Origin of the sequence: Rahnella perminowiae, assembly GCF_019049695.1 — a bacterium.
In the GTDB taxonomy this organism is placed as follows: Bacteria; Pseudomonadota; Gammaproteobacteria; order Enterobacterales; family Enterobacteriaceae; genus Rahnella; species Rahnella perminowiae.
Map to the genome: position 1 here is coordinate 48,030 of NZ_JAFMOT010000159.1, position 22,535 is coordinate 70,564.

Sequence of the window (22,535 nt, forward strand, 5' to 3'; positions counted from 1 at the left end):
CACGGACATGTGGCAGATTATCCGGCTGTACTTCGCTTTAAACCCTGAAAATGTGCCCGGGGGTTTTGTCGATTCCTGTTGCTTTTCATGATCCACCTGCGATTATAGAGAGCTTGGTCGCAAGAATTACGGGCATTCATAAAATGAAAAACGCTTTACGCTGGTCTCTGGCCGCGACAATTCTCTTTTCTCTCTCCGGTTGCGGACTTAAAGGGCCGTTGTATTTCCCACCACCGGAAAAATCAGCCACGCAAAAAACCAGCAATGTTCCGGGCACGGCGAACGATGGTTCATCGCAGGAAAAAGGGGTATCACCCGAAAACCTCACCACGAATTCCAGAGATTAACCGGCAGATTGTCGGGGTTTCGCGCAATACTGCCGGAACCTCTCCTTAACGGATCATCGCGACTGGATTTGACCAGCGGTAAACGGAGTCAGTTATGCAGTTCTCCAAAATGCACGGCCTGGGTAACGACTTTATGGTCGTTGATGCCGTCACTCAAAATGTCTATTTTTCTCCTGAGTTGATCCGTCGTTTGTCAGACCGCCACCGTGGCGTAGGTTTTGACCAGTTACTGGTGGTGGAACCTCCTTACGATCCCGAATTAGATTTCCATTACCGCATCTTTAACGCAGATGGCAGCGAAGTCGCGCAGTGTGGCAATGGTGCGCGCTGTTTTGCCCGCTTTGTGCGCATCAAAGGTCTGACAAACAAACGCGATATCCGCGTCAGTACGCAGACCGGCCGTATGGTACTGACCGTCACGGAAGATGAAGAAGTGCAGGTCAACATGGGCGAGCCGGTTTTCGAGCCGCAGCAGGTCCCATTCCGTGCAGCGAAAGCGGAAAAAACCTATATTCTGCGTGCAGAAGAGCGCACAGTATTTTGCGGCGTGGTGTCGATGGGAAACCCGCACTGCGTGTTACAGGTTGATGACGTGCTGACAGCTGAAGTCGAGGTTCTCGGACCGATGCTGGAAAGCCATGAGCGTTTCCCCGAGCGCGTAAATGTCGGTTTCATGCAGATCCTCAGTCCGGAAAGCGTAAAATTGCGCGTGTACGAGCGGGGAGCCGGTGAAACACAGGCGTGCGGAAGCGGTGCCTGTGCCGCTGTGGCGGTCGGTATTCAGCAAGGTTTACTCGCAGAAGAAGTTCAGGTGGAACTGCCGGGAGGCAGCCTCGATATTCGCTGGAAAGGGCCGGGTCACCCGTTATATATGACCGGACCCGCCACTCATGTTTACGACGGATTTATTCATCTATGAACAATCTTGATGACCAGATTGAACCGGTGATAGCGCTCGACGACGACAGCGTGATGCAATATCTGCTGCAAAACCCGGATTTCTTTATTCGTAATGCGCGCAGCGTCGAGCAGATGCATGTACCGCATCCGGTGAAAGGCAGTATTTCGCTGGTTGAATGGCAACTCGGGCGTCAGCGTCATCAGATTGCGCAGCTTGAAGAAGAAATTACGTTGCTGATGGAACAGGCTTCGGTCAATGAATCATTGTTCGGGCGGATGATCGAACTCCAGGCCACGCTGGCGGCGGCCAGCAGTCTGCAGGATATGCTTAACCGTCTGCAGCGTTGGGCGCGCAGTCTGGGACTGGCAGGTGCCAATGTACGCTTGTTCAGCGAAGGCTGGCGCATCGGTGCACCGTCTGATTTCACCCATCTTGCGGTAAGCCGCAGCGCGTTTGAATCCATGCGCATTCAGCGTCTGGGTGAAGCCCCGCATTATCTCGGCAGCCTGAACGGCCCGGAACTGTTGCTGTTATTGCCGCAGGCGAAAGCCGTGGGTTCTGTCGCGCTCTCGCTGATGGGTGAGCAGGGGGAACTGGGCGTGCTGATTTTCAGCAGTCGTGATCCTCAGCATTATCAGCCCGGCATGGGCACGGTCTTACTTGATCAGCTGGCTAAAATGTTACCTGGCCTGCTGGAACGCTGGATAGAACGGGTATGAATCACACCGAATCGCCTCTTTATCCTGCGGTCGAGGCGTTTCTGCGTTACCTGCACGTTGAACGTCAACTCAGCCCGCTTACAACCACCAATTACAGCCGCCAGTTAGAAGCTCTGATCGCCCTCTCCGGCGAGACAGGTATTTCTCACTGGCAGCAACTCGATGCGCCGAAAGTGCGGTTGTTACTGGCGCGCAGTAAACGTGCCGGTTTAGGGCCGTCCAGTCTGGCACTGCGTATGTCTTCGCTGCGCAGCTTTCTTGACTGGCTGGTGCGTCAGGGCGTATTAAGCGCCAATCCTGCCAAAGGCATTTCCACGCCACGTTCTCCCAAGCATCTGCCCAAAAATCTTGATGTCGATGAAGTGAATAAATTGCTGGAAATCGATCTCAATGATCCGCTTTCCGTGCGTGACCGCGCGATGCTCGAAGTGATGTATGGTGGCGGGCTGCGTCTTTCGGAACTGGTGGGCATCGATTGCAAGCATATCGATATGGCCTCCGGTGAAGTGCGGGTGTTGGGTAAAGGGAGCAAAGAGCGCAAAGTGCCGATCGGGCGGACTGCCGTCACCTGGCTTGAACACTGGTTGAAACGCCGCGCAGAATTTAATCCGCAGGATGATGCGATGTTTTTATCGAGCAAAGGCTGCCGTATTTCTGCGCGTAATGTTCAGAAGCGTTTTGCCGAATGGGGCGTTAAACAGGGTGTTAACAGCCATATTCATCCGCATAAACTGCGTCACTCGTTTGCCACGCATGTGCTGGAATCCAGCGGCGATTTACGCGCGGTACAGGAACTGTTGGGGCACGCGAATCTGTCTACCACCCAAATCTATACCCACCTCGACTTTCAACATCTGGCGACGGTTTACGACGCCGCGCATCCCCGGGCAAAACGAGGAAAATCCTGATGAAGTTTTATCGTCCGCTGAAACGCATTGAAGCGATCACCTTCGATTTAGATGACACGCTGTATGATAATTACGACGTTATCCGCCGCACTGATGCCGAAACACTGAAATTCATGCAGGGTTTCCACCCGGCACTGGCCGATATAGCACCGGATGCTGTCCGTCTGATGCGCGCAGAGTTACTGGCGCAGGACGCAGAAATTTATCATGATGTCACCGAATGGCGTCGTCAGGCTGTATTACTGGCGATGACCCGTGCAGGTCTGAGTCACAGTGAAGCTGAACAGGGCACCAAAGCCACCATGGAAACGTTCGCGAAGTGGCGCAGCCGGATTTATGTTCCGCAGGAAAACCACGATGCACTGGCGGCGCTGGCTGAACGCTGGCCGCTGGTGGCTATCACCAACGGCAACGCTGACCCGACGGCATTTGGTTTGTCACAATATTTCCAGTTTACGCTGCGGGCGGGTGATCATGGCCGCGCAAAACCGTACGCCGACATGTATAAAAAAACATCGATGAAGCTGGATATTCCGCTGGAAAACATCCTTCACGTCGGCGATGATCTGACGACAGACGTCGCAGGGTCGGTGCGTTGCGGTATGCAATCATGCTGGATTAATTTGCGCGAAGGCGACCTGATGCACATTAAAGATGCCCGTCTGTTACCGCATATTGAGATTTCGCAGTTGGCATCGCTGACAGCATTGCTATAATCCCTCCTTAAATTACTCTGTATAAATTCACAGTAGAAATGCATTCGCAGCGATAATATTCGTGTGAGTGCTTTTCTCATCCTGACAAACGGTGCCTATGGACGTTTCTGACCTGCTCGACAGCCTGAATGAAAAACAACGTGAAGCCGTGGCCGCGCCGCGCTGCAATCTGTTGGTACTGGCCGGGGCAGGCAGTGGCAAAACCCGCGTGCTGGTGCACCGCATTGCATGGTTGCTGGCGGTAGAAAAGTGCTCACCGTATTCTATTATGGCGGTCACTTTCACCAACAAAGCGGCGGCAGAAATGCGCCACCGTATCGACCAGCTGATTGGCACCAGTCAGGGGGGCATGTGGATCGGTACCTTCCATGGTCTTGCACACCGTTTACTGCGTGCACACCATTTGGATGCCAACCTGCCGCAGGATTTCCAGATCCTCGACAGTGACGACCAGATACGTCTGATCAAGCGCCTGATCAAAGCGCTGAACATCGACGAGAAACAATGGCCGCCGCGTCAGGCGATGTGGTACATCAACGGCAAAAAAGACGAAGGTCTGCGTCCGCAGCATGTCGAAACTTACAACAACCCGGTTGAAGCGACCTGGCTGCGTATTTATCAGGCTTATCAGGAAGCCTGTGACCGTGCCGGGTTGGTCGATTTCGCTGAGCTGTTGCTGCGCGCCCACGAGCTCTGGCTGAACAAGCCGCATATCCTGCAGCATTACCGCGAACGTTTTACCAACCTGATGGTGGACGAATTTCAGGACACCAACAGCATTCAGTACGCCTGGATCCGCCTGCTGGCCGGCGATAACAATAATGTGATGATCGTGGGTGATGATGATCAGTCGATCTACGGCTGGCGTGGTGCGCAGGTTGAAAACATCCAGCGTTTCCTGAAAGATTTCCCGAATGCGCAAACCATCCGTCTGGAACAGAACTACCGTTCGAGCAGTACCATTCTTAAAGCCGCCAACTCGCTGATTGAAAACAATAATGGTCGTATGGGGAAAAACCTGTGGACTGAAGACGGCGAAGGCGAACCGATTTCGCTGTATTGCGCATTCAACGAACTGGATGAAGCGCGCTTTGTGGTTAACCGCATCAAAACCTGGCAGGACAACGGCGGTGCACTGAAAGATTGCGCCATTCTTTATCGCAGTAATGCCCAGTCACGTGTACTCGAAGAAGCGTTATTGCAAATGGCGATGCCTTACCGCATCTACGGCGGCCAGCGGTTCTTTGACCGTCAGGAAATCAAAGATGCGCTGGCGTATCTGCGCCTGATGTCGAACCGTAATGACGATGCCGCTTTTGAACGCGTGGTGAATACGCCAACGCGCGGCATCGGCGACCGTACGCTGGATGTGGTGCGCCAGACGGCGCGTGATCGTCAGTTGACTATGTGGCAGGCCACACGTGCGCTGTTGCAGGAAAAAGTGCTGGCAGGCCGTGCGGCGTCTTCACTGCAACGCTTTACTGAGCTGGTTGACGCTCTGGCGCATGAAACGTCAGATATGCCGCTGCATGTGCAGACTGACCGGGTGATCAAAGATTCCGGCCTGTTCATCATGTATGAGCAGGAAAAAGGCGAGAAAGGTCAGGCGCGCATCGAAAACTTAGAGGAACTGGTGACAGCGACGCGCCAGTTCAGCTATCAGGATGAAGATGAAGATCTGATGCCGTTGCAGGCGTTTCTGTCCCATGCAGCCCTCGAAGCGGGTGAAGGGCAGGCGGACGCCAATCAGGACGCCACGCAGCTGATGACGCTGCACTCGGCGAAAGGACTGGAGTTCCCGCAGGTGTTTATCGTCGGGATGGAAGAAGGCATGTTCCCGAGCCAGATGTCGCTGGAAGAAGGCGGGCGTCTGGAAGAAGAACGCCGTCTGGCCTACGTCGGCGTCACCCGCGCCATGCAAAAACTGACCCTGACCTACGCGGAAACCCGCCGTTTATACGGTAAGGAAGTGTCTCACCGTCCGTCACGTTTTGTCGGCGAATTGCCGGAAGACTGTGTCGAAGAAGTCAGGATGCGCGCCAACGTATCACGCCCGATGAGCAACCGCAGCGTCGGCACGCCTACCAGCGTCAGCGATACCGGCTTTAAACTCGGCCAGCGCGTTATGCACCCTAAATTCGGCGAAGGTACCATCGTCAATATGGAAGGCAGTGGCGAACACAGTCGGTTACAAGTGGCGTTTCCGGGCGAAGGGATTAAGTGGCTGGTCGCCGCCTACGCCCGCCTCGAAGCCGCAAGCTAGCTTACTTGCGATCTTGAGTCCGGGCAGTGCTCGACATCCTCATGGACTACGTGTCCATTCCGGTGTCTCCGCGCTGGCCGGACTCAACCTCGCTGCGCCGCTGACGCTTGCCCGACAGAGTATCAGAGGCTAAAAGTTTCACCCACTTCGGCTTTCGCATACCATTCCAGCGTTTCTTTTACGCCTTCGTCGCCCTCCGGCGGGGTGCCCGGAAGATAATCCTGTTCCTGCACCGGCTGATACGCGCCGTGTTTCACTTCAAAAATCACGCCACCTTCGTCGAGGGATAGCACGCTGTGCCAGGTATTGGCCGGGATTTCCAGCAGAAGGGTTTCGGCACCGAGCCACAGGCGGTCAGTGACTTTGCCGCTGTTATCGTAAATCAGTACCAGAAAGCGGCCACGCAGCGCCGTCAGCATTTCCCAGGTGTGCGGATGGCGGTGAATGCGCACATAAGTACCGGGCTCCATCGCGATGGCCAGACGCTGCACGTCATCTTCAGGCGCAGGATGAATATTCAGATTCTGACGCTGACGCGGCGAGTGGGTGGCTTTGGTGATCAGATCACACAGCGTGTCCTGGTTTATTTGTTTAATCATTTCAGTCTCTGCCTGAGAAGCTAGGGAAACGGGGAAATCCGGTGCCTGAGTGTAGCAAAAAAAACCGCCGGCATAAGTCAGCAAAGGTTATCCACACCGCCTGAAATTTATGCATAAATGTTGCCAGAATAGATTTGTTCGCGGTTGACAGTCTTTTTACTCCCGGCGTAACATGCGCGCACTATTATCAATGAGGAACTTCGCCTTGGACACACCCAGTAGATACTGGCTCAATAACCTGTTTGTCAGGTACCACTTCTAAGGCCCTCCTCTTTGCTGATGGCCTTAGTGGTTGTCAGCGACCCCCGTTCTGTCGCTGTGAGTCAGATCTGAATTTGGTCTGAATTACGCCGGTGACACTTTTCATCCCGTGATTTTCTGTGCTTCAACGCGTTGTCCACTTTCTGTCATTTTTGGGAGAACGGGCACATGCTGAGTGCTTTTAAATTAGAAAACAGCCGCTTATCCCGTTTAGAGCTGGACGAGTCAGACGATCTCAAAACCTCATTGTGGGTGGATTTGGTCGAACCCGATGATCTGGAACGTGAGCGCGTTCAAAGTGAATTAGGACAAAGCCTGGCGACGCGTCCTGAACTGGACGACATCGAAGCTTCTGCACGTTTCTTTGAAGACGAAGACGGCCTGCACATTCACTCCTTCTTTTATTATGAAGATGCCGAAGATCATGCCGGTAACAGTACCGTCGCATTTACCGTGCGTGAAGGGCGTCTGTATACCCTGCGTGAACGCGAATTACCGGCATTTCGTCTCTACCGTATGCGTGCCCGCAATCAGACGCTGGTTGATGGTAACGCCTATGAACTGCTGCTGGATTTGTTCGAAACTAAAATCGAACAGCTGGCAGATGAAATCGAAAATATCTACAGCGATCTGGAAAAACTCAGCCGTGTGATCATGGAAGGGCATCAGGGCGATGAATATGACGCTGCGCTTTCCACACTGGCCGAGCTGGAAGATATCGGCTGGAAAGTGCGTTTGTGTCTGATGGATACTCAGCGCGCGCTGAACTTTCTGGTACGTAAAGCCCGCTTACCGGCAGGGCAACTGGAGCAGGCGCGTGAAGTGTTACGCGATATCGAATCCCTGCTGCCACACAACGAGTCCCTGTTCCAGAAGGTGAACTTCCTGATGCAGGCGGCGATGGGCTTTATCAACATCGAACAGAACCGTATCATCAAGATCTTCTCGGTGGTTTCAGTGGTCTTCCTGCCGCCAACGCTGGTGGCTTCAAGTTACGGGATGAACTTCGAATTCATGCCGGAACTGAAATGGTCATTCGGTTATCCGGGGGCGATTGCGCTGATGATCCTCGCCGGACTGGCGCCTTATCTGTATTTCAAACGTAAAAACTGGTTGTAACCGACCATGTTGATGGAAAGGGTGGCTCCGGCGGGCCAGTGGGTCATCCTCGTGGCTTCCTCGCTGATGCTGGGCATTATTTTTCAAACCTTCCACGTTCCTGCCGCCCTCCTGCTCGGGCCGATGATTGTCGGCGTCGTCATGGGGCTGACGGGGGCCAGCGTGCGTATTCATCCGCTGTTTTTCAAAATATCGCAGGGCGTTTTGGGCTGCATGATTGCGCAAAGCCTGTCGCCTTCGATTCTGCCACCGTTACTCAACGACTGGCCGCTGGTGCTGATGGTACTGGTGGCCACGTTGCTCGCCAGCGGTCTTTCGGGCTGGCTGTTGGTGCGTTTTAGTCAGTTGCCTGGCCCTACCGGCGCTTGGGGCTCATCACCTGGCGGCGCCAGTGCCATGGTCGCCATGGCCGGTGATTTCGGTGCAGATGTGCGTCTGGTCGCGTTCATGCAATATCTGCGCGTGCTGTTTGTCGCCACCGCCGCCGCATTTGTTGCCCGCATGGCAATGGGCGACAGTGCATCGCTGGCGGCGGCGGTAGTCTGGTTTCCGCCGCTGACCTGGCGTTTCTTTGTGACAGTATTTCTGGCACTGGCCGGTGTCTGGCTGGGACCACGGTTGCGTATTCCTTCCGGCGCCCTGTTACTTCCGGCCATTGCCGGCGCGGTTTTGCATTCCACCGGAACCGTCTCGTTAGAAGTGCCTGAATGGTTGCTGGCGATAGCTTATACGCTGATTGGCTGGAGTGTCGGGCTGCGGTTCACGCGACCTATTTTCAAACTGGCACTGCGTACTCTGCCGCAAATGATTGCCTCGGTTATCGGCCTGATGCTGATTTGCGGCGGCATGGCATGGGCGCTGACCAAACTGCTGGGGGTGGATATGCTGACGGCCTACCTGGCGACCAGCCCGGGCGGGCTGGACACGGTGGCGATTATTGCGGCAGGCAGCCATGCAGATTTAGGGTTTGTGATGGCAATGCAGACATTGCGTCTGATCACCATTCTGATAACCGGTCCCGCGATGGCGCGCTTTATCTCACGCAGCGCGGTGTCCGCTTCTTCCTCGTCGTAAACGGCCCTGCGTATAGAGCGCGTCGCTGATAAAGCACAGCAGGCCTGCCCAGATAAAGCCGAAGGTGATAAGTTGCGAAGTGTTGACGGTTTCACCGTAAAACACCACGGCCAGCAGGAACATCAGCGTGGGCCCGAGATACTGGAAAAACCCCAGCGTAGACAGTTTCAGACGGGCCGCCGCGGCGGTAAAGAACAGCAACGGAATGGTGGTAATAATCCCGGCCGCCATCAGCAGCAGATCCAGAGACCACGGATTCGCCGCCAGATTGCTGGTCGGGCTGTGGGCGATAAAGAACAGATAAATCCCGGCCACCGGCAGCAGCCAGAGAGTTTCAATCAGCATCCCGGTTTGTGAATCCACGCCGATTTTTTTACGCAGCAGGCCGTAGAACGCGAACGTCAGGGACAGCCCGATTGCGATGACCGGCACGGAGCCAAATATCCACACCTGGACCATCACCCCGGCAAATGCCAGCGCCACGGCAAACCATTGCAAATTCCGGAATCTTTCGCGCAAAAACAGCATGCCGAGCACCACATTCACCAGCGGATTGATAAAGTAGCCAAGGCTCGCTTCCAGAATGTGATTATGATTAATCGCCCAGATGAAAATCAGCCAGTTCCCACCGACAAGCAGGGCAGTGATCAGTAACATACCGACTTTCTTAGGTTGCGCGAATACCTGGCGGACGTCTCCCCAGCTGCGGCTGACAGACAGCAGTACTAACATGAAGAAGAATGACCAGATCACACGGTGAGTGAGAATTTCATCCGCCGGAACCTGTTTGATGAGTTTGAAATACGCCGGTGCGATCCCCCAGATCAGATAGGCGATAAAGGCAAAAATAACACCTTGCCGGGTACGATGTGCGTCCATGTGGATACCTGAAAAAAGTAGGGAAAGGAGCGAAGTTTACCTGATCTCAGCCCACCATATATGTCGCCGTGGTGGTCGCGATATGAATTCCCGTGTCGCTGTGCAAATCGACGCGTGCCACGGAGACTTTGTTTCCGGCGCGGATAAGGCTGGCCGAGGCAATAAAATAGTCGCCACGGCCCGGACGCAGGTAATCAACGCGTAAATCGATAGTGCCCATTTTGGATAAACGCTGGCGCATTTCGGCTTCCAGCAACGGGTGATCAGGTTTATCACGGCGGATCAGCGAACTGGTTACGCAGACCAGGCCAGCTGCGACATCCAGCACGGCAGCAATCACGCCGCCATGTAAGATTTTTTGCGCTGCGTTACCCACCAGCTTGGGCTGATTGGTGAATTTGAGTTCAGCATAATCACAGTCGAGACGTTTCAGCTCGAGACCCAGTTCGCGGTTAAACGGCATATCGTAAACGAAAATATTGCCGATCAGTTGCAGGGCAGCCTCGTGACTGAGGGATGAAGCAGACATGAATGAATTCCTGACGAAAACGTGTGGACAGCATGTTCGCTGAAAAAGTTAACGAAGTGTTGATTTTAGGTGCGGGTAAGAAGGATTTCTATACTGCGAAGGATAAATGTATTCAATACTCATGTAGAAATGTATTTGTGTGTAAAATGCCCTGCTTTGAGATTTGCGGATTTAGTCAGCGCAGGATTGGCGGGGCAGAAGGCATATTTTCAAACATAATGAGTCGATAACTTTAGGGTGAGGGTAAGGAATAATGCGTAAAAATTGGGCTGTCGGAGCCGCCATGCTGGCGATGCCAATGCTGGGACACGCCGCAGAGGCCACAGTGCAGGAAGTGCATGATAAACCTGCTGTACGCGGAAGTATTATTGCGAATATGTTGCAGGAGCACGACAACCCGTTCACGTTATATCCTTACGAGCCGAACTACCTGATTTATACTGATACCAGCAATATTAACAAAAAAGCCATTCAGTCTTACGACTGGGCAGATAAAGCACGTCATGATGAAGTGGCGTTCCAGCTCAGCCTGGCGTTCCCGTTATGGCGAGGAATTGCGGGGGATAACTCAGTTCTCGGCGCGTCTTACACGCAAAAATCGTTCTGGCAGCTTTCCAACAGCGGGCAATCTTCACCTTTCCGTGAGACTAACTACGAGCCACAGTTTTTCCTGGCCTGGGCGACGGATTACGATTTTCTCGGCTGGACACTGCGCGAAGCGGAATATGGTGTCAGCCATCAGTCTAACGGCCGCTCAGATCCGACCTCCCGCAGCTGGAACCGCGTGTACGCCCGTTTTATGGCGCAGAATGGCAACTGGCAGGTTGATCTCAAACCCTGGTATCGCATTCCGGAAAGCGACAAAAATGATGACAATCCCGACATCACCAAATACATGGGGTATTACCGTCTGAAAGTCGGTTATGCCTGGGGTGACAGCGTATTCAGCGTGGAAAGCCGTTACAACTGGAATACCGGCTACGGCGGTGCGACTACCGGCTGGAGCTATCCTATTACTAAACAGGTTCGTTTCTATACTCAGGTATTCAGTGGTTACGGCGAGTCATTGATTGACTATAACCATAAGCAGACCCGTATCGGTGTGGGTATTATGCTTAACGACATCATGTAATTCCGCCATACTTCCGGTTGCAGTTGCGTTGGCTGCATCCCGAATTATTTAGGGTATATTATGTCGGTGCAGTACAGCCCCGGCGGCTTTAGGGTTTAGCCGGGTGGTTTGAACAGTTGGGGAATTGAGTGTCTACGGCGGCAGTGATAAACAAAGAAGAGCTGGCTCATCAGGTATTACGCGATACCTTCGGCTATCAGCAATTCAGACCAGGCCAGCAAACCATCATCAATACCGCCATTTCTGGCCGGGATTGCCTGGTCGTGATGCCAACAGGCGGCGGTAAATCGCTGTGCTATCAAATTCCCGCTCTGGTGATGGACGGTCTGACGCTGGTCGTTTCGCCGCTCATCTCGCTGATGAAAGATCAGGTCGACCAACTGATGGCTGCAGGCGTTGAAGCCGGCTGCCTGAACTCAACGCAAACCCGTGAGCAGCAACTTGACGTCATGGCCGGTTGCCGTGCGGGGCGTATCAAAATGCTGTATATCGCGCCGGAACGCCTGATGATGGGCGATTTCCTCGAACAGCTGCAACAGTGGAACCCGGCGATGCTTGCCGTGGATGAAGCGCACTGTATTTCCCAATGGGGCCATGATTTCCGCCCGGAATACCGCGCACTCGGACAGCTGAAACTGCGTTATCCGCAATTGCCGGTGATTGCCCTGACGGCAACCGCCGACGAAGCGACCCGTAATGATATCGTCCGCCTGCTGGAACTGAACGATCCGCTGATTCAGGTTAGCAGTTTCGATCGCCCGAATATCCGTTACACACTGGTAGAAAAATTTAAACCGCTCGATCAGCTGATCCGTTTCGTGCAGGACCAGCGCGGAAAAAGCGGCATTATTTACTGTAACAGCCGGGCCAAAGTCGAAGACACCGCCGCCCGTCTGCAAAGCCGCGGGCTGAGCGTGGGGGCGTATCACGCAGGGCTGGATAACGACACCCGTGCCCGTGTCCAGGAAGGTTTCCAGCGTGACGACCTGCAAATTGTGGTCGCCACCGTGGCCTTCGGGATGGGCATCAACAAACCTAACGTGCGTTTTGTCGTGCACTTCGATATTCCGCGCACCATCGAGTCTTATTATCAGGAAACGGGGCGAGCAGGACGTGACGGCCTGCCTGCCGAAGCGGTGCTGCTTTACGATCCGGCCGATATGGCGTGGTTGCGGCGCTGTCTGGAAGAGAAACCGGCGGGTGCGCAACAGGACGTTGAACGTCATAAGCTGAATGCCATGAACGCCTTTGCCGAAGCTCAAACCTGCCGCCGTCTGGTACTGCTTAACTATTTTGGCGAAGGTAAACAGAATGCCTGCGGTAACTGCGATGTATGTCTTGACCCGCCAAAACGCTACGACGGTTTGCTGGATGCGCAAAAGGCGCTGTCAGTCGTTGCGCGCGTCGGGCAACGTTTTGGCTTAGGTTATGTCGTCGAAGTGCTGCGCGGTTCGAACAACCAGCGTATCCGTGAATACGGCCACGAAAAACTGAGCGTGTACGGCATCGGCAAAGAACACAGCACCGAGCACTGGACCAGCGTGGTGCGCCAGCTCATTCATCTTGGACTGATTACGCAAAATATCGCCATGCACTCGGCCTTACAACTGACGGAATCGGCGCGTCCGGTTTTGCGTGGTGAAATCCCGTTGCAACTGGCGGTGCCGCGTATTCAAACGCTCAAAATTAAAAGCAATGCCAGCCAGAAAACCTATGGCGGAAATTACGATCGCAAGCTGTTTGCCAAATTACGCAAACTGCGTAAGTCACTGGCAGATGACAACAATGTACCGCCGTACGTGGTATTTAACGACACCACGTTGCTGGAAATGGCTGAACATCTGCCGGTCAGCGCCAGCGATTTGCTGGACATCACCGGTGTCGGTCAGCGTAAGCTGGAGAAATTCGGCCGGCCCTTTATGGCGATGATCCGTGATCACATCGATAACGGCGACGAATAAGAATTCTGTTTCCTACACATAACACAGAGAGTTAATCATGCTGATGCTATTTCTGACGGTTGCGATGGTTCATCTGATCGCGCTGATGAGTCCGGGGCCGGACTTCTTCTTTGTCTCACAAACGGCTGCCAGCCGGTCGCGTAAAGAAGCCATGATGGGCGTGATTGGTATTACACTGGGGGTACTGGTGTGGGCAGCCGTTGCGCTGATGGGGTTGCATCTGATTCTGCAAAAAATGGCCTGGCTGCATCAGATTATTACCGTCGGCGGCGGATTGTATCTGTGCTGGATGGGCTGGCAGTTGCTGAAATCAGCACGGGCTAAAAAGCAGAATGGCGATGAAACACCGGTGGCATTGCCTGCCCGTGGTCGTACTTTTATGCGCGGGTTACTGACCAATCTTTCGAACCCTAAAGCCGTGATTTATTTCGGCAGCGTATTCTCCATGTTCGTTGGCGACAGTGTCAGCGGTGGCGAGCGTCTGGGCATATTTCTGCTGATCGTAGTGGAAACCCTGGCCTGGTTTTCACTCGTGGCGCTGGTTTTTGCCCTGCCGAAAATGCGTCGTGGATACCAGCGTTTAGCGAAATGGATTGATGGCGTGGCGGGCGTGGTATTTGCAGGTTTTGGTGTTGCGCTTATCATGAATCGTTAATTAACGCATTTTGCACATAAAAAGGGTCCGGTTGATGCCGGACCCTTTTTGCATTCTGCGGTGTTAAACCTTTCTGGCACTCGCCAGCAACACACCCACCAGCATAAACAGTGAGCCGAAAATACGGTTCAGCAACTGCATTTGTTTCGGGGCTTTCACCCAACCGGCGATGCGGGTGGCCAGCGTGGCGTAACCGATCATCACAATGATGTCGACAACGACCGTGGTCACGCCCAGTACCACGTATTGTGCAGCCTGAGGTTGGTGCGCAATGATAAACTGCGGGAACAACGCGGCCAGAAACACAATGCTTTTAGGATTGGTCAGGTTCACCAGAATAGCGCGTTTGAATAAACGACGGCGCGGCATACTGCTGGCGAGCGCGTTCAGATCAATCGCCCCGGCAGAGCGCCACTGGCAAATACCCAGCCAGATTAAGTACGCTGCACCCAGCCATTTGAGAATTTCAAAGGCCATCAGCGATGAGGAAATCAGAGCACCCAGCCCGATACCGACCAGCACGATGTGGATGGATAAACCGAGTTGTAACCCGGCGATTGACGCCACCGCCCCGCGATAGCCGTGGCTGATGCCTGTACTCATCGTGTTAATGGCACCGGAACCGGGGGATAAACTTAAAATAGAAGTGGTGAGCAGGTAGGTTAACCACCAGTCCAGTGTCATTGCGAGACTCCCTGAATACGTTTTAGGTTGTTTTATGGCACAATACGCCATTGTTTATAATTGCGCTATAACTCACAAATAACACTTTCCTCCTTCCTGCCTGACGACTTTGGATCAATGAATGCCTGTGAATTTTGCCAAGTGGTTAACCCGAGAGAAGGAGTTTTCCGCCTTTGCGACCGGACCTTTGCTGGATTTCTGGCGTACACGCGAAGAAGCCGAGTTTTGCGGCATTGACGACGTTCCGATCCGCTACGTCCGGTTCTGTTCCCCGGAGCATGATAAAGTCATCGTGGTGTCACCCGGGCGTATAGAAAGCTACGTAAAATATCCTGAAGTGGCCTACGATTTATTCCATTGTGGTTATGATGTCATGATTGTTGATCATCGTGGCCAGGGGCGTTCCGGGCGTATGCTCGATGATCCACACTGCGGGCACGTTAATCACTTTGACGATTATGTCGGGGATTTCGAAAGCTTTTATCAACTGGAGATTGCCCCACGTCAGTACGCGAAAAAGTTCGCGCTGGCACACTCCATGGGAGGGGCAATTCTGGCGCTGTTTCTGGCGAAAAATCCGGGCAGGTTTGATGCAGCGGCACTACTCGCTCCGATGACGGGCATTTATTTGCCGATGCCGGGCTGGATTTCACGCCGGATCCTCAACTGGGCGGAGAATCGCCCGCTGCGCCGTGACGGTTATGCGCTCGGTACCGGCCACTGGCGACCGTTACCCTTTGTGGTCAACCGTCTGACCCACAGCCGCGAACGTTATCGCCGTAATCTGCGTTTTTATGCCGATTACCCTGAGTTGCAGGTCGGCGGGCCAACCTATCACTGGGTGCGTGAAGGGATTGAGGCGGGGATGCATATCCTGAAAGAAGCCGAAAAAATCACCACTCCTGTTTTGTTATTGCAGGCGAGCGAAGATCGTGTCGTGGATAACCGGTCCCATCTTGCTTTTTGTCAGGCCATGGCTGTTGCGGGGCACCCCTGTGAAGGGGAAAAACCGCTGGTCATCGAAGGCGCGCGCCATGAGATCCTGTTTGAACGGGACGACCTGAGGGCACAGGCGCTGGACGCTATCATGCGCTTTTTTGCGCGACAGCATTAATCCGCGGTTCGCCGCGCACAACTCCATCAGAGGTTAGAACCTAACGCTATGTACCATGTTGTTGCTTCCGATTTAGATGGCACACTGCTATCACCTGATCATACCCTGACCCCGTTCGCCAAAGAGACGCTGAAACTGCTGACCCGGCGCGGCGTGCATTTCGTGTTCGCCACCGGGCGTCACCATATCGATGTGGCGCAGATGCGCGACAATCTGGAAATCAGTGCGTACATGATCACCTCCAACGGTGCGCGTGTGCATAACACCGATGGCGAACTGATTTTCTCGCACAATCTGGATGAAGACATCGCCAGAGATTTGTTCGGTATCATGCACAATAACCCGGATATTCTGACCAACGTTTACCGCAATGATGACTGGTACATGAACCGTGACCGTGCCGATCAGGATGATTTCTTCCGTGAATCCGTTTTTAAATACAAACTGTATGAACCGGGTTTGCTGGAAACCGATGGCATCTGCAAAGTGTATTTCACCTGTGAAGATCACGAAAAACTGCTGCCGCTGGAAGAAGCTATCAATGCGCGATGGGGCGACCGTGTGAACGTCAGTTTCTCACTGCCGGTGTGTCTGGAAGTGATGGCAGGCGGCGTATCAAAAGGCCATGCGCTGGAATATGTCTCCAAACTGATGGGCTATTCCCTGAAAGATTGCATCGCTTTTGGTGACGGGCTGAATGACCTGGAAATGCTGACCATGGCCGGTAAAGGGTGTCTGATGAGCGGATCATTGCCGCGCCTGAAGGCGGCGATGCCGGATGCTGAGATCATCGGTTCCAATGCTGATGACGCCGTGCCGCATTACCTGCGTAAGATGTATTTGTCCGAAGAGCGTTAATCTGCGGTAAACCAAAGCAGGGTTTCCACTCTGCTTTGGGATCTGCATCTGCCGCTTTATTACCGATGTCGCTGAAGCCTAACGTGCCGGTGTCGAGGCTGTTTTTATCCGCCGTTGCCGTGAATTTCTGCCACACTCACGCTGGCAGGCCGAGATGCCCCCACAAAGCATTGAGCGGCATTGTTGCCAGCGCAATGCACTCATCGGCTGCCCCATAATAAATTTTCAGCATCTCCTGTTCCAGCAAGGCGCCGCAGGTGAACACCACGTTGCCAAAAAATCCCTCTTTTTCATAAATCGCTTCCGGCTGTAACAGCGGTACTGAAGACTTGGCGAGGATGTTGAACGGATTATTCAGGTCGAGCAGCATCGCGCCGAGGCAATAACGCTGGTCTTTATCTACACCATGATAAATCTGCAACCAGCCGCGCACCGTTTTTATCAGCGGTGCGCCGCCGCCCAGTTTCAGCGCATCCCAGTCGCCGGAAGTACTGCCCAGCAGATGACGATGATTGCCCCAGTGCACCATATCCGGGGACTCACAAATCCAGATCTCCGGCTTACCAAAATGTTTAGGCGATGGGCGGGTCAGCGCCTGATATTTACCGTTAATTTTTTCCGGGAAGAAGCAAACATCACGGTTATCGGGGCAGAAAATCACGCCCTGTTTTTCTACAGTGATAAAATCGGTGGTCGTCGCCAGTGCGGTGGAAATGCCATACGGCGAAATGGCCGAATAGTTGATGTAATAAACACCGTCGATCAGGGTAATTCGCGGATCTTCACAACCAAATTGCTCATATTGGGTATCAGCGGTCAAAAATGGCTGAGCATCAACAATAAAATCTTCGCCATTATGACTGCGCGCCAGCCGCAGATGCGACATGGAAGTCAGCCAGACAACCGAAGGGTCAGCGTTTAGCGCAATTATTCTGGGATCAGTGAAATCGTAAGCCGGATCATCCAGGCGAAAACGTTTGGTGCCTGCCTGCCAGCCATTTTCGTGGTTCAGCAACAGCGGCACTTCCAGACAACCGGGGTCAGTTGAAATCACGCTTTCTGCGACCCGGAGCAGCAGCAGGGTTTCTCCCTGATACGTACACACGCCTGCATTAAAAACACAATCGACCTTCCATCCGGGCTGAGAGGGTGCAACATCAGCTGGCGTTAACAGCGGATTTTTTTTATTTCTGAGCATTTTCATGGTTTACCTTTTTGATAAGAATGTGATTTTTCTCCAGCAATGGCTCATCCGGGCCGAACAGGACTGTATTGCCGTCGCCAAAGCCCGTGTTGATGACAGAAGGGCCGAAATTGATCATGACTTCCACGCACTCCGCGCCCAGACTGCGGCGGAAAATCAGGCATTGTTTAAACAATCTGAGAAACTGATAGTCACCACGCTGAAGGGAAGGGTGAATATTTCTGATATTAATCAGCGCCTTATATAGATTTAAAATTGATTGTGAGCACTCACTCTCACTTTCAGCATTAATCTGATCTTCACGGGCATCTGCTGGCGTCCAGGGAACCGGTAAACGGGAGGCATCCCGGCAGAACGGCAATGCATAAGTAAGTGCTTGCTTATCATTCATGCCCTGTGAAATAGCGGTGTGGTATTGAGTGACACCCTGAATATCCCGCATCTGCTGCAAATTCTGCGGCACCAAATCAGTCATGCCAATTTCTTCACCCTGGAAGATGAAGGGCAAGCCACGGGCAGTCATTTGCAGGGCGAAAACCGCCACTGCGCGGCGAATATCGCGGGATGATTCACCGAAACGGCTGATCATGCGTGGCATATCATGGCTGGAGAAAAACAGTGTGGGTAAGCCGGGAAGCAGGGTTTCCATCGCCTGCAATTGAGCGAAAATTTCCTCGATATCAAAGACTTTCTGGCTGCCGAGATTGAAATTAAACACCACATCCAGTAACCCGGCTCCCTGATAAGGCGCCATCACCGGCAATACCTCACTGCCTACTTCACCAATCAGCAGGAATTCCCCGTGTGTGCGGATATGGTGGCATAGCCGTCTCACGACATTGAGCACGCCGGGTTGATTAATATCCTTCTCATGAGGCGGTTCTTCATCTGCCTCAACGGGGTGGTGATCTTCACCGATGCCATCAGTGGTCAGAAAATTAATCACATCAAAACGAAAACCATCGACGTGGCGTGCAATCCAGAAATCGAGGATTTTTTTAATCTCCTGTTCCACGGCAGGATTTGACCAGTTCAGGCACACCTGCTGAGGCGAGAATTTATGGTAATAACAGGTTGTCCTGCCGGGTTCCTGCGTCCAGGCTGAACCGCCGAAGAAAGAAGTCCAGTTGTTGGTTGTTTCACGAAAGAAAAAGAAGTCACGGAAAGGGCTGTCCGGCTGACGGAGGGCCGCCTGAAACCACGGATGCTGGTCCGAAACGTGGTTCATCACCACGTCGATCACCAGCAAAATATCGCGTTGATGACAAGCTGCGATCAGTTCATCGAAAAGGTCTAAGGTGCCAAAGCGCGGATCAACATCGCAGTGATCGCTGATGTCGTAGCCATTATCCACCAGCTGAGACGGATAAAAAGGCGTGATCCAGATGCCGCCAATGCCCAGATCAGCCAGATAATCCAGTTTAGAAATCAGGCCCTGAAAATCGCCCAATCCGTCAGCGTTACCGTCGCAAAATGAGGGTAAATACACCTGATAAAATACCCGGTCCTGCCCTGTTTTCAGGTTGTTCATCATTCAGACCTGTTATTTAAGTGAAAGCGACATCCCTTCCAGGAAATGCTTCCTGAAGAGGATAAACAAAACGACGATCGGCAGGGTTTGCACCACCGAACCTGCCAGAACCGGGCCGACATACACGCCATATGATTTACTGAACGTTGCCAGCAGAACGGAAAGCGGCATTTTATTGGCGTCCTGCATGACAATCAGCGGCCAGAGGAAATTGTCCCAGGCGCTGGTAAAGGTAAAAATCGCGACGATGGCCAGAATAGATTTGTTGAGGGGCAACATGACATGAAGCAATATTTTGATAAGGCCGGCATGATCTAATCTTGCAGCATGAATATAGTCATTAGGTGTGCCTTTAAAACTTTGTGAAATCATAAAAATGCCCCAGCCATTCATGATGAAGGGTAAAATAAGAGCACCATAAGAATTAATCATTCCGAGCTCACGCATTAGCACGAAATGGGGGATAATAAACATGAAAGCCGGAAAAACCATTTGCAGGATGAGCAGGTTTTTGAAAATGTCCCGGCCTTTAAATTCCATTTTAGCCAGAGCATATCCTATTAAACAGGAAGTCAGCGTGACGCACACCGTGATGGTTAAAGTAATGAAGAGGGAATTAAACAATGTCCGCAGGAAGGGCTTTTCTGCTTTACCGGTGCCATCGAAAAGGAAAGTGTAATTATTGAATGACAGCGGGCCGGAAAAAAGAGATGTCGTATATATATCGGCCGTATTTTTAAATGAACCGATTAACATCCATAAATAAGGGTATAGCCAGGTGATGGCCAGCGCAAACATCAGCGCGTGGATCATCACGGAACTGATGGTTCTTTTCACCTGAAATTTCTGAGAAGGTGGGGCAGTTAACATACCCGCAGAGTTTGTCTTCATCATACGATCTCGATTTTCTTTTCCAGACATCGGCGCAATATCCAGATCAGGGAAAAACTGAACAGAGCGACAATAATTGACATGGTTGCGGCCCAGCTCGGCTGCATCTGCCGGAAGGCGGCTTCGTACATGACCACCATGGGCGTGGTGGTGCTTTCCAGCGGGCCACCGCCGGTGATGAGATAGGGTTCGGTGAAAATACTGAACGCCACCGTGATCGCAAGCACCAGTACCATGACGATCTGAGCATTCATCAGAGGTAAAGTGATATGCCATATTTTTCCGATACCTGTGGTTTTATCAAGTTCGGCGGCATCGTAAATATCTTTAGGGATAGTAATCAGTCCGGAATAAAAGATCAGGCCGTAATAGCCGACGAATTTCCAGGTGACAATAAGGGCTATAGATAACATGGCGAAATCCGGATGAGTAAACCACGGGATATTAATACCTAATAAACCCATCAGAAATGTATTTATTGGCCCCGTTTCACTGAACAGTTTAGAAAATACGATAGAATACGCCACGCCGGATGAAACATTGGCGAGCAGAAAACTCAGGGCAACAAATGCTTTACCGTATTTTATCTTTCTTAGCCCGAAAGCGAACAATAATGAAGAAATAAAAACAATCGGCAGATAGTAAGCCAGAAATTTAAATACATTATAAACCGACGTCCAGAATAAAGGATTCTGCATGACGGCAATAATATTCTTCACTCCGTTGAAAGACGGTATGCCGATAAATTTCCAGTCAGTCAAACTCAGCACCGCCAGCCAGATAAACGGATAAAGCCAGAATACCAGGGAGTATCCGAGGTAAGTGGAGGCCAGAAGGCCCCCTACTGATGACTCTTTCATTTTTATCATCGCTTACTGCCCCAGCGTTTTGTCGATCTCTTGGGAAGACTCCTGAATGACCCTGGGGATCAGGCTGCCTTTAAAAACCAGTTTTTCAATCATTTGGGTCATCGTCCGCTGGACTTCCACCGTTTTCGTGATCGGTGCCGGAGGCACCGCTTTTGGGAGATAAGAAGCAATGGCGTTAACCAGTACGTGCTGTTGCAGGTACTCTTCAAAAATCGCATTGCTTTGCAGATCTTCCCGGGCAGGTGGCATTCCGGTGAGTTCCAGCCAGCGCCGGTCATGTTTCGGATCGCTGTATACCCATTGAATAAATTTCCAGGCGTCGGCCTGCACTTTTGACGTGCTGAACATCACGATCCCTTTGCTGTCAGCCATTGTAGAAACGCCGGGTTTGCCGGTCAGTGTCAGCATCGGGCCGATACGGATAGTTTTTAACACGTCGGGGAATTGCTTCTGATAGCGGTCAATATCCCATGGACCCCGTACCGCGCCCAGCACCGCGCCGGTCGCCAGCGGATCGTCAGCGGCGCTGAAATCATAGCTGGTCCATTTGTTCGCAAACATTTTATTGAGGAAGGTGAGGGTCTGGCGTCCGGCTTCATTATCAAAGCTGGCTTTATGATCCTGAATGTACGGGCTCCCCTGCGAGGCGGCATAATACAGCGGAATAAAGTCGAACCAGCGATCCCACCAGTTTTTGCCACTGGTGATTTGCAGACTGTAACCTTTCTGATTTTTCGTCATTTGTTCTGACAGGGTATAAACCTCATCATAGGTGGTCGGCACATGATCAAAACCTTGCGCTGCCAGCAGATCGCTGCGCCACCAGTACACGATCGGGCTGATATAAATCGGAATAACATTTTGCTGCCCTTCGAACTGCCATGACGCCACGGCTTTTCCCATATGTCGGGTTTCGACCAGTTCCTGAAATCCGGGCATTTTGCCGTAGTCACTGAGTTGTTTAAGTTCGGATAACTGTTTGGCGAAGCCGATAAAAATGTTGGTAGAGATATCGGGTTCGGTGCCTGACGCCAGCGCATTCATAATGGCTTCTTCAGAGCTCCCCGCCGCCGGTATTGGCGTGAATTCCACTTTTCGGTGAGCCGGATTACTGTTCCATTCATTAACAACTTCACCCCAATACATTTCCTGAGTAATATTAGGCGCAATCCACATTTTAATACTGGTTTGATCTTTCTCCTCCGGCCCGCAGCCGGAAAGAAATAACGTGATACCTGCAATAACAGCCAGTTTCATTTTTTTCATGCTAATTCCTATTTCCATCAGGTTGCGTTTCATAAGTTAGAATTATATTTAATAG

The 22,535-nt window shown here is 52.3% G+C and carries 22 protein-coding genes; 13 read left to right on the plus strand and 9 right to left on the minus strand.

Annotated elements, in window-relative coordinates:
- The first annotated feature begins 143 nt into the window (after positions 1 to 143).
- The 6 genes from lptM (at position 144) to uvrD (ending at position 5,854) form a co-directional block, all read left to right on the plus strand.
- Positions 144 to 347 (plus strand): LPS translocon maturation chaperone LptM, encoded by a 204-nt coding sequence (gene lptM / locus J1781_RS05330; RefSeq protein WP_015699129.1) that lies wholly within the window; start codon positions 144 to 146, stop codon positions 345 to 347.
- Positions 348 to 441: 94 nt separating this feature from the next.
- Positions 442 to 1,266 (plus strand): diaminopimelate epimerase, encoded by an 825-nt coding sequence (gene dapF / locus J1781_RS05335; protein WP_129955206.1) that lies wholly within the window; start codon positions 442 to 444, stop codon positions 1,264 to 1,266.
- The gene (locus tag J1781_RS05340) at positions 1,263 to 1,967 is read left to right on the plus strand and encodes a DUF484 domain-containing protein (protein WP_129955205.1); all 705 of its coding nucleotides are present in this window, start codon (positions 1,263 to 1,265) and stop codon (positions 1,965 to 1,967) included. Before dapF ends, J1781_RS05340 begins: the two co-directional genes overlap by 4 nt.
- Positions 1,964 to 2,875 (plus strand): tyrosine recombinase XerC, encoded by a 912-nt coding sequence (gene xerC, locus J1781_RS05345; RefSeq protein ID WP_129955204.1) that lies wholly within the window; start codon positions 1,964 to 1,966, stop codon positions 2,873 to 2,875. The genes J1781_RS05340 and xerC overlap by 4 nt, the downstream gene beginning before the upstream one ends.
- Complete coding sequence (yigB, locus tag J1781_RS05350) at positions 2,875 to 3,591, plus strand: 5-amino-6-(5-phospho-D-ribitylamino)uracil phosphatase YigB (protein WP_217220392.1); 717 nt, start codon at positions 2,875 to 2,877, stop codon at positions 3,589 to 3,591. Before xerC ends, yigB begins: the two co-directional genes overlap by 1 nt.
- A gap of 97 nt (positions 3,592 to 3,688) precedes the next feature.
- Positions 3,689 to 5,854, plus strand: a complete 2,166-nt coding sequence (uvrD, locus tag J1781_RS05355; protein WP_129955202.1) for a DNA helicase II — start codon at positions 3,689 to 3,691, stop codon at positions 5,852 to 5,854.
- 122 nt (positions 5,855 to 5,976) lie between these two features.
- Here uvrD and J1781_RS05360 read toward each other — a convergent pair whose 3' ends face one another.
- Positions 5,977 to 6,453: a WbuC family cupin fold metalloprotein gene (locus tag J1781_RS05360; RefSeq protein WP_217233298.1), complete on the minus strand. Its 477-nt coding sequence runs from the start codon at positions 6,451 to 6,453 to the stop codon at positions 5,977 to 5,979.
- Between the two features lie 429 nt (positions 6,454 to 6,882).
- Here J1781_RS05360 and corA point away from each other — a divergent pair, with 429 nt between their 5' ends.
- Positions 6,883 to 7,833, plus strand: coding sequence for a magnesium/cobalt transporter CorA (gene corA, locus J1781_RS05365; protein ID WP_015699122.1), 951 nt, complete (start codon positions 6,883 to 6,885; stop codon positions 7,831 to 7,833).
- 6 nt (positions 7,834 to 7,839) lie between these two features.
- Entirely contained in the window at positions 7,840 to 8,907 is a 1,068-nt protein-coding gene (locus J1781_RS05370; RefSeq protein ID WP_377426425.1) for an AbrB family protein, read from the plus strand.
- On the opposite strand, the gene rarD is transcribed toward J1781_RS05370, so the two are convergent.
- Together rarD and J1781_RS05380 are read right to left on the minus strand one after the other, a co-directional pair.
- Positions 8,872 to 9,786 (minus strand): EamA family transporter RarD, encoded by a 915-nt coding sequence (rarD, locus tag J1781_RS05375; protein WP_129955200.1) that lies wholly within the window; start codon positions 9,784 to 9,786, stop codon positions 8,872 to 8,874. The genes J1781_RS05370 and rarD overlap by 36 nt on opposite strands.
- Positions 9,787 to 9,832: 46 nt before the next feature.
- Positions 9,833 to 10,315 (minus strand): thioesterase family protein, encoded by a 483-nt coding sequence (locus J1781_RS05380; protein ID WP_129955199.1) that lies wholly within the window; start codon positions 10,313 to 10,315, stop codon positions 9,833 to 9,835.
- Between the two features lie 253 nt (positions 10,316 to 10,568).
- Between J1781_RS05380 and pldA the strand changes: the two genes are divergently transcribed.
- The 3 genes from pldA (at position 10,569) to rhtC (ending at position 14,063) form a co-directional block, all read left to right on the plus strand.
- Positions 10,569 to 11,447 (plus strand): phospholipase A, encoded by an 879-nt coding sequence (pldA, locus tag J1781_RS05385; protein ID WP_129955198.1) that lies wholly within the window; start codon positions 10,569 to 10,571, stop codon positions 11,445 to 11,447.
- A 128-nt stretch (positions 11,448 to 11,575) separates the two neighbouring features.
- Entirely contained in the window at positions 11,576 to 13,408 is a 1,833-nt protein-coding gene (recQ, locus tag J1781_RS05390; RefSeq protein ID WP_129955197.1) for an ATP-dependent DNA helicase RecQ, read from the plus strand.
- 37 nt (positions 13,409 to 13,445) lie between these two features.
- Positions 13,446 to 14,063 carry a threonine export protein RhtC gene (gene rhtC, locus J1781_RS05395; protein ID WP_129955196.1) on the plus strand — a complete coding sequence of 206 codons (618 nt, stop codon included), beginning with the start codon at positions 13,446 to 13,448 and terminating at the stop codon, positions 14,061 to 14,063.
- Positions 14,064 to 14,126: 63 nt separating this feature from the next.
- Here rhtC and rhtB read toward each other — a convergent pair whose 3' ends face one another.
- On the minus strand, positions 14,127 to 14,747 hold the full coding sequence (gene rhtB, locus J1781_RS05400; RefSeq protein WP_015699115.1) for a homoserine/homoserine lactone efflux protein: 621 nt from the start codon (positions 14,745 to 14,747) through the stop codon (positions 14,127 to 14,129).
- Between the two features lie 121 nt (positions 14,748 to 14,868).
- Between rhtB and pldB the strand changes: the two genes are divergently transcribed.
- Both pldB and yigL read left to right on the plus strand, forming a co-directional pair.
- Positions 14,869 to 15,861, plus strand: coding sequence for a lysophospholipase L2 (gene pldB / locus J1781_RS05405; RefSeq protein WP_129955195.1), 993 nt, complete (start codon positions 14,869 to 14,871; stop codon positions 15,859 to 15,861).
- Positions 15,862 to 15,909: 48 nt separating this feature from the next.
- On the plus strand, positions 15,910 to 16,719 hold the full coding sequence (gene yigL, locus J1781_RS05410; RefSeq protein WP_129955194.1) for a sugar/pyridoxal phosphate phosphatase YigL: 810 nt from the start codon (positions 15,910 to 15,912) through the stop codon (positions 16,717 to 16,719).
- 136 nt (positions 16,720 to 16,855) lie between these two features.
- Here yigL and J1781_RS05415 read toward each other — a convergent pair whose 3' ends face one another.
- Genes J1781_RS05415 through J1781_RS05435 form a run of 5 tightly spaced genes read right to left on the minus strand, consistent with a single transcriptional unit; the run spans position 16,856 to position 22,480 of the window.
- The gene (locus J1781_RS05415) at positions 16,856 to 17,917 is read right to left on the minus strand and encodes a glycoside hydrolase family 130 protein (protein WP_217233299.1); all 1,062 of its coding nucleotides are present in this window, start codon (positions 17,915 to 17,917) and stop codon (positions 16,856 to 16,858) included.
- A complete protein-coding gene (locus tag J1781_RS05420) occupies positions 17,904 to 19,454 on the minus strand; it encodes an alpha-amylase family glycosyl hydrolase (RefSeq protein ID WP_217233301.1) in 1,551 nt (516 codons plus the stop codon). Before J1781_RS05420 ends, J1781_RS05415 begins: the two co-directional genes overlap by 14 nt.
- Positions 19,455 to 19,466: 12 nt before the next feature.
- Positions 19,467 to 20,291: a carbohydrate ABC transporter permease gene (locus J1781_RS05425; RefSeq protein ID WP_217220404.1), complete on the minus strand. Its 825-nt coding sequence runs from the start codon at positions 20,289 to 20,291 to the stop codon at positions 19,467 to 19,469.
- 53 nt (positions 20,292 to 20,344) lie between these two features.
- Positions 20,345 to 21,214 carry a carbohydrate ABC transporter permease gene (locus J1781_RS05430; RefSeq protein WP_217220396.1) on the minus strand — a complete coding sequence of 290 codons (870 nt, stop codon included), beginning with the start codon at positions 21,212 to 21,214 and terminating at the stop codon, positions 20,345 to 20,347.
- Between the two features lie 3 nt (positions 21,215 to 21,217).
- On the minus strand, positions 21,218 to 22,480 hold the full coding sequence (locus tag J1781_RS05435) for an ABC transporter substrate-binding protein (RefSeq protein ID WP_217233300.1): 1,263 nt from the start codon (positions 22,478 to 22,480) through the stop codon (positions 21,218 to 21,220).
- Positions 22,481 to 22,535: the final 55 nt, after the last annotated feature.

Excerpts from the sequence above, each read along its gene's own strand:
- corA (WP_015699122.1), top strand. The coding sequence starts at position 6,883 with ATGCTGAGTGCTTTTAAATTAGAAAACAGCCGCTTATCCCGTTTAGAG.
- xerC (WP_129955204.1), top strand. The coding sequence starts at position 1,964 with ATGAATCACACCGAATCGCCTCTTTATCCTGCGGTCGAGGCGTTTCTG.
- yigB (WP_217220392.1), top strand. The coding sequence starts at position 2,875 with ATGAAGTTTTATCGTCCGCTGAAACGCATTGAAGCGATCACCTTCGAT.
- rhtB (WP_015699115.1), bottom strand. The coding sequence starts at position 14,747 with ATGACACTGGACTGGTGGTTAACCTACCTGCTCACCACTTCTATTTTA.
- pldB (WP_129955195.1), top strand. The coding sequence starts at position 14,869 with ATGCCTGTGAATTTTGCCAAGTGGTTAACCCGAGAGAAGGAGTTTTCC.
- J1781_RS05340 (WP_129955205.1), top strand. The coding sequence starts at position 1,263 with ATGAACAATCTTGATGACCAGATTGAACCGGTGATAGCGCTCGACGAC.
- J1781_RS05415 (WP_217233299.1), bottom strand. The coding sequence starts at position 17,917 with ATGCTCAGAAATAAAAAAAATCCGCTGTTAACGCCAGCTGATGTTGCA.
- J1781_RS05420 (WP_217233301.1), bottom strand. The coding sequence starts at position 19,454 with ATGAACAACCTGAAAACAGGGCAGGACCGGGTATTTTATCAGGTGTAT.
- rhtC (WP_129955196.1), top strand. The coding sequence starts at position 13,446 with ATGCTGATGCTATTTCTGACGGTTGCGATGGTTCATCTGATCGCGCTG.
- J1781_RS05360 (WP_217233298.1), bottom strand. The coding sequence starts at position 6,453 with ATGATTAAACAAATAAACCAGGACACGCTGTGTGATCTGATCACCAAA.
- J1781_RS05380 (WP_129955199.1), bottom strand. The coding sequence starts at position 10,315 with ATGTCTGCTTCATCCCTCAGTCACGAGGCTGCCCTGCAACTGATCGGC.
- rarD (WP_129955200.1), bottom strand. The coding sequence starts at position 9,786 with ATGGACGCACATCGTACCCGGCAAGGTGTTATTTTTGCCTTTATCGCC.
- lptM (WP_015699129.1), top strand. The coding sequence starts at position 144 with ATGAAAAACGCTTTACGCTGGTCTCTGGCCGCGACAATTCTCTTTTCT.
- pldA (WP_129955198.1), top strand. The coding sequence starts at position 10,569 with ATGCGTAAAAATTGGGCTGTCGGAGCCGCCATGCTGGCGATGCCAATG.
- J1781_RS05370 (WP_377426425.1), top strand. The coding sequence starts at position 7,840 with ATGTTGATGGAAAGGGTGGCTCCGGCGGGCCAGTGGGTCATCCTCGTG.
- yigL (WP_129955194.1), top strand. The coding sequence starts at position 15,910 with ATGTACCATGTTGTTGCTTCCGATTTAGATGGCACACTGCTATCACCT.
- J1781_RS05430 (WP_217220396.1), bottom strand. The coding sequence starts at position 21,214 with ATGATAAAAATGAAAGAGTCATCAGTAGGGGGCCTTCTGGCCTCCACT.
- J1781_RS05435 (WP_217233300.1), bottom strand. The coding sequence starts at position 22,480 with ATGAAAAAAATGAAACTGGCTGTTATTGCAGGTATCACGTTATTTCTT.
- dapF (WP_129955206.1), top strand. The coding sequence starts at position 442 with ATGCAGTTCTCCAAAATGCACGGCCTGGGTAACGACTTTATGGTCGTT.
- uvrD (WP_129955202.1), top strand. The coding sequence starts at position 3,689 with ATGGACGTTTCTGACCTGCTCGACAGCCTGAATGAAAAACAACGTGAA.